Raw genomic sequence first — 4,851 nt, 5'->3', positions numbered from 1 at the left:
CTACAAATTATGCTCGCCGATTATTATCTTACTTAAATTGTTCGCTGGTAATGGAAGAAATTTCTTCTGAAACTCAGAGGTCAATATTATCATCTTATTTAAACTATATTGGTCATCAAAAATCTGTAATTTCTAGTTCTTCTCAACCTAAATTACCAAAGAATAATCATAAACAAATTGATCATCATCAATCTACTAAAAAAGAAGAAAATCAGCAACTTTCTGAGCAAAAGAAGACAACAAATCAAGAAATTTTAACTAAAAAAACTCAGGATTCACAACAGCAAAAACTTCAACCTCAAGCTCAAAAAATATCACAAAATCATTTATGTGATATTTTAGAATTATTACTACCTAAATCTCAAAAATCTATCTGTTTAGAAGCTATAGCTAATTTAGAGCCTAAAAAGTTATTAAGAGAATTAATGGTAAGTGTTTTAGAGTCAGGAATTGGTAGACTTTATTTTGGGCAACAAGAATCACAAGGAAAAATTCTTTGGAGTCAAGATGGAGTTCTCAAATCTGTAGTTGAAAACCTAGAACGAGAAAAAATTGAAGGTGTTATTAACGAACTTAAAATTCTGACAAAAATGAGTTCAATTCCCATTAAAAAACCTCGACAAGTAGAGATTGAAAGAATTTATCAAAATAATCATTTACTATTACGTTTGAGAGTGATGCCAGGAGCTTATGGGGAACAAGCAACACTACAGGTATTAAGAGGAGCTGCTTTAAAATTTTATCAGCAGCAAAAGCTCTACTTATTGAGTCAAGATACATTGAAATTAGGCAAACAATTACAAATTAAAATCAATCAAATTTATTGTCGTCAACATCTAGCTCCATTTCAACTAAATAGCTTGTTAACTTTGCAGAAGTTACTGAATAATGTTGAGCATCAAGTTGAATGTATTATTTCTCAACAAAATAATCAAAATTTATAGATAAGACAGGGAGTAGGGAGTAGGGAGTAGGGAACAGGGGGAAATTTGTTGTAAGCATTTCCTACGGAATGCTGTGCAAACAGCGGTCAGTTATCAGCTTCATTTCAATTACTTTTTTCGTTCATCAAATCCTGAGTAAGCAATTAAGCACAAATATTTGCTTGATTATTTACTCAATCACGGCAGCCATAATTCTCTCCTGACTCCTGACTCCTGACTCCTGACTCCTTCTTCTATACTAGAACAGGCTCTGCTTGTGGCCACCGATTTACTGTTTTGCCAATTACTGACATTTCCTGCATTAACCGATCGAATTTTTCAGGTGTCAGAGATTGAGGGCCGTCAGATAGAGCTTTTGCTGGGTCTGGATGGACTTCAATCATCAGAGAATCTGTCCCTGCTGCAATAGCAGCCATTGCCATTGCCGGTACATATTCAGCCCGACCAGTACCATGACTAGGGTCAATCATAATTGGTAAATGAGTCAGCGATCGCAAAACTGGTATTGCTGAGAGGTCCAAGGTATTACGAGCATACTGACGGTCAAATGTACGAATACCCCGCTCACAGAGAATTACATTTGGATTTCCAGCAGCTAAAATATACTCTGCAGCCATTAACCAGTCTTCAATAGTTGCAGCCATTCCCCGCTTTAAAAGTACAGGTTTGTCTTGGGCACCTACCTTTTTCAACAGAGAGAAGTTTTGCATATTACGGGCACCTACTTGTAGCACATCAGCAACTTCAATCAATTTTGGTAAGTCAGCAGCATCCATTACTTCTGTGATGATACCCAGGCCAGTTTTTTCTTTAGCTGCAGCTAATAGACCTAGAGCACTTTCACCATGTCCCTGAAAAGAGTAAGGAGAGGTACGAGGTTTATAAGCTCCTCCGCGCAAAAACCTAGCACCCGCAGCTTTGACCCGTTGGGCTGTTTCTATAATCATCTCTTCATTTTCTACCGAACAAGGGCCTGCAACTACAACTAAGGGGTGATGAAGACCGAAAGTTACAGGTCCATCAGGAGTAGATACTACTACTTCACTTGCTTCTCCATGGCGATATTCTAAACTTGCTCGCTTATAAGGACGTTCAACCCGCATTACCTGTTCGATCCAAGGACTCAGTTCTTGTAGTTGTAATGGATCTAGGTCTGCAGTATCTCCTACTAAACCTATAACAACTTTATAGCGCCCAACAATTTTTTCTGGTGTTAGACCCCAATTAGTTTTAAGGTCATTACAAAGACGGTCTATTTCAGCTTCTGGAGAACCAACTTTTGTTACTATAATCATTTTTTCTTTTGCAATTAAGTTAGATGTGAGTTAAACTACGGTTATTTTGACAATAGCTTGTCAAACTTGACTTTTACTTGTTTCTTAATAAATCCGATATAATTTCCAGCTTCCTCTGTGGAGATGATATTTTCAGGTCTCAATCTATAATTTTTTTAGGAAGGTTAAAATTTACTAGAGACGAGGTTTTCTCATCTCTATAACCTAAGCATTCAGCATTCAGCTATCAGCTATGAGTTATTAACTCATTATTTTGGCAGGAAGAATTAATCTTGAAGAAGAATGAAAAGTCATTAATGAAATTAGTCATCAGTGAACCTTAGTCGTTGCTTAATTCTTTCAAAAGCTGTTTGCGCAGCATGACAAACGGAAATGCTGAATGTTAATAGTTGTTTGCGCAGCATGACAAACGGAAATGCTGACTCTATAACTATTAATCATAGATAGAAATTAGCTTTTTTATTTAGCTTCTTTCCTAGCTTCTTTAACTCGTTGAAAGTTAGTTTTTAGTTCTTGCCAACCAAACAAACTACCTTTTCTATCTTCATCCCAAGAAGCAGAAAAAAGACCATAACTCAAACCAATAACACTTAAACCAAAAAAGCCCATACTAACTAGCAAAACTGCTTGGTTTGGTAGTACTAAAATATCATTTGAAATGATAAAGTAGCTAATAACAAAGGTTAATAAAGACAATATTAGAGGTGTACCAGAGAATAACACCATACGACTTATCATCCGCCGACTAACTACTTCTGGGATAGAACTGTCTTCTTTGAGTTGTTGGCGTTTTTGATTACTAATGTTTTTCGGCTGATTTTTTACATTAGAAGACTTTTGCTCATCTACTGTTTTTGTTTTGGGTGAGGGAGATAATTTCTTACCTTGCTTTTTACGATTTTTAGCAGGTTCAAAAGGTAAAGGTTGACGTGATGGTTCTGAGGACATAAGTCAGCTTCTAACCTCTAATACCAAGGCGAGTAATTAATGTTTTATAACGTTCTTGACTTTGTTTCTGGATATATGATAGTAAGCGCTTACGTTTACCAATCATTTTTAATAGACCTCTTTGGGATGAATAATCTTGCTTATTACTTTTTAAATGAGCGCTTAATTTGCTAATTTTTTCAGTCAGCATGGCTACTTGGACATCTGCTGAACCTGTATCCGTTTCATGGGTTTGGTATTCACCAATAATTTCTTGTTTACGTTGTTGCTTTAGAGCCATATATTTAACTTCTACTGATCTTTCTCAAAATTACTACAATCATTAACTATATCATCATATCTCTGTTCTGGACAATAGACATCTCCGGAAAAGATGGAGTAGGGCAGTAGGTAGGGACGTTGTATGCAACGTCCGTACAGAATAGGGGGAGAAAATTGATTATTTTGGCGCGATAATTGATTTGATTTTTGATGATCGCCAGATGTCTAATAGAAGAAGATAAAATTTCAATTATCAGTGAGTCTGAATCTCTTACTAGCTGGGTGGGTTTAATTAAGTGTAAAATTTCGTCATTGCGAGGAGAAACAACGAAGCCATCCTCATTACTTTACTAGATATGCTCTGCAAACTTTTCTCCCCTTGGATGCAGTAGTATTACATTTATTTCTGCTGAGCTATTTAGTATGTTCATTTAATATTTTTTTTAAATTTGGTTTAATAGTCCCACCGTGATCAAAAAATAGGTTGTCCTACTCCCATAATGGTTAAAGATACATATTTTTTAATTTCTTCCCACACTCCCCCACACTCCCTTCCTGGAAGGGGTTAGGGGTTAGTCCCCACACACTCTCTACCATTAGCACCACTACCAAATTGTTGAACTGTAACTTTTTCAAAGCTGAGTAAATCGACTCAACCAACTAATAGCTTCCCTAATCCAATCTTCTGCATTTGTATTTTTGGACATTTTAGCATCTTGACTAACAGCTTGCAATGCCTGTATTACCTCTTGACCTGTATATCCCAAAGCTAACAAAGTCATTTCTACTTCCTCTTGAATAGCGGGCAAAACTCCCACAGGTACTGATGTAGTTAAGCCAGCATCATGTCGCCACTCGGCCAATTTATTTTTTAATTCTAAAGCAATACGTTCTGCAGTTTTCGGGCCTACTCCTGGAGTTTTGGCTAAGACACGAGTATTTCCCCCAACAATAGCTTGGACTAAATCTGGTAATTCTAAAGTATTTAACAAAGCGATCGCTAATTGTGTCCCAATACCACTCACACTTACTAACTGGCGAAATAAATCTCTTTCTGCAGAAGTACCAAAACCGTACAATAACATTTGGTCTTCTCGTATTTGTTGGTGAGTAAAAACTTTTATTTCTTCTCCTTGCTGTAAATTTTGAGTTAACCTTGGCAGAATTTGTAGCTCATAACCTACTTGATTAACTTCTAAAATTAGAGTCACACGAATACCACTACCTTTTTGAACATCAGCCACTTTCCCTTTCAGATAATTAATCATAAAAATTCATTTAAAGTTATTACAAAATGTAAGCATTTCCTGCGGAATGCTGCGCAAACAGCTATTAGCTGTGAGCTGTCAGCTCTCATGAGGGGGTTTTAATGAATATAGACTGTTTCAGCCAGCTTTTATAGT

The 4,851-nt window shown here is 36.3% G+C and carries 5 protein-coding genes; 1 reads left to right on the top strand and 4 read right to left on the bottom strand.

Going from position 1 to position 4,851, the window contains the following annotated elements; translation table 11 throughout:
- The coding region (locus F6K13_RS18465) for a hypothetical protein (RefSeq protein WP_287287963.1) at positions 1–944 on the top strand (944 nt) is incomplete at its 5' end.
- Between the two features lie 233 nt (positions 945–1,177).
- Here the strand turns inward: F6K13_RS18465 and aroF are convergent.
- The 4 genes from aroF to ruvA form a co-directional block, all read right to left on the bottom strand.
- Positions 1,178–2,239: a 3-deoxy-7-phosphoheptulonate synthase gene (aroF, locus tag F6K13_RS18460; RefSeq protein ID WP_124144296.1), complete on the bottom strand. Its 1,062-nt coding sequence runs from the start codon at positions 2,237–2,239 to the stop codon at positions 1,178–1,180.
- Positions 2,240–2,698: 459 nt separating this feature from the next.
- Positions 2,699–3,187 carry a PAM68 family protein gene (locus F6K13_RS18455; RefSeq protein ID WP_124144297.1) on the bottom strand — a complete coding sequence of 163 codons (489 nt, stop codon included), beginning with the start codon at positions 3,185–3,187 and terminating at the stop codon, positions 2,699–2,701.
- A 10-nt stretch (positions 3,188–3,197) separates the two neighbouring features.
- Positions 3,198–3,467: a 30S ribosomal protein S15 gene (rpsO, locus tag F6K13_RS18450; RefSeq protein WP_124144298.1), complete on the bottom strand. Its 270-nt coding sequence runs from the start codon at positions 3,465–3,467 to the stop codon at positions 3,198–3,200.
- A gap of 613 nt (positions 3,468–4,080) precedes the next feature.
- On the bottom strand, positions 4,081–4,716 hold the full coding sequence (gene ruvA / locus F6K13_RS18445) for a Holliday junction branch migration protein RuvA (RefSeq protein WP_124144299.1): 636 nt from the start codon (positions 4,714–4,716) through the stop codon (positions 4,081–4,083).
- Positions 4,717–4,851: the final 135 nt, after the last annotated feature.

It is taken from the genome of Okeania sp. SIO2B9 (assembly GCF_010672505.1).
In the GTDB taxonomy this organism is placed as follows: domain Bacteria; phylum Cyanobacteriota; class Cyanobacteriia; order Cyanobacteriales; family Microcoleaceae; genus Okeania; species Okeania hirsuta.
The sequence above is the reverse complement of the archived record's forward strand: the minus strand, read 5'-3'. Positions and strand labels throughout refer to the sequence as shown.

Coding starts and splice junctions, on each gene's coding strand:
- ruvA (WP_124144299.1), bottom strand. CDS start 4,716: ATGATTAATTATCTGAAAGGGAAAGTGGCTGATGTTCAAAAAGGTAGT.
- rpsO (WP_124144298.1), bottom strand. CDS start 3,467: ATGGCTCTAAAGCAACAACGTAAACAAGAAATTATTGGTGAATACCAA.
- F6K13_RS18455 (WP_124144297.1), bottom strand. CDS start 3,187: ATGTCCTCAGAACCATCACGTCAACCTTTACCTTTTGAACCTGCTAAA.
- aroF (WP_124144296.1), bottom strand. CDS start 2,239: ATGATTATAGTAACAAAAGTTGGTTCTCCAGAAGCTGAAATAGACCGT.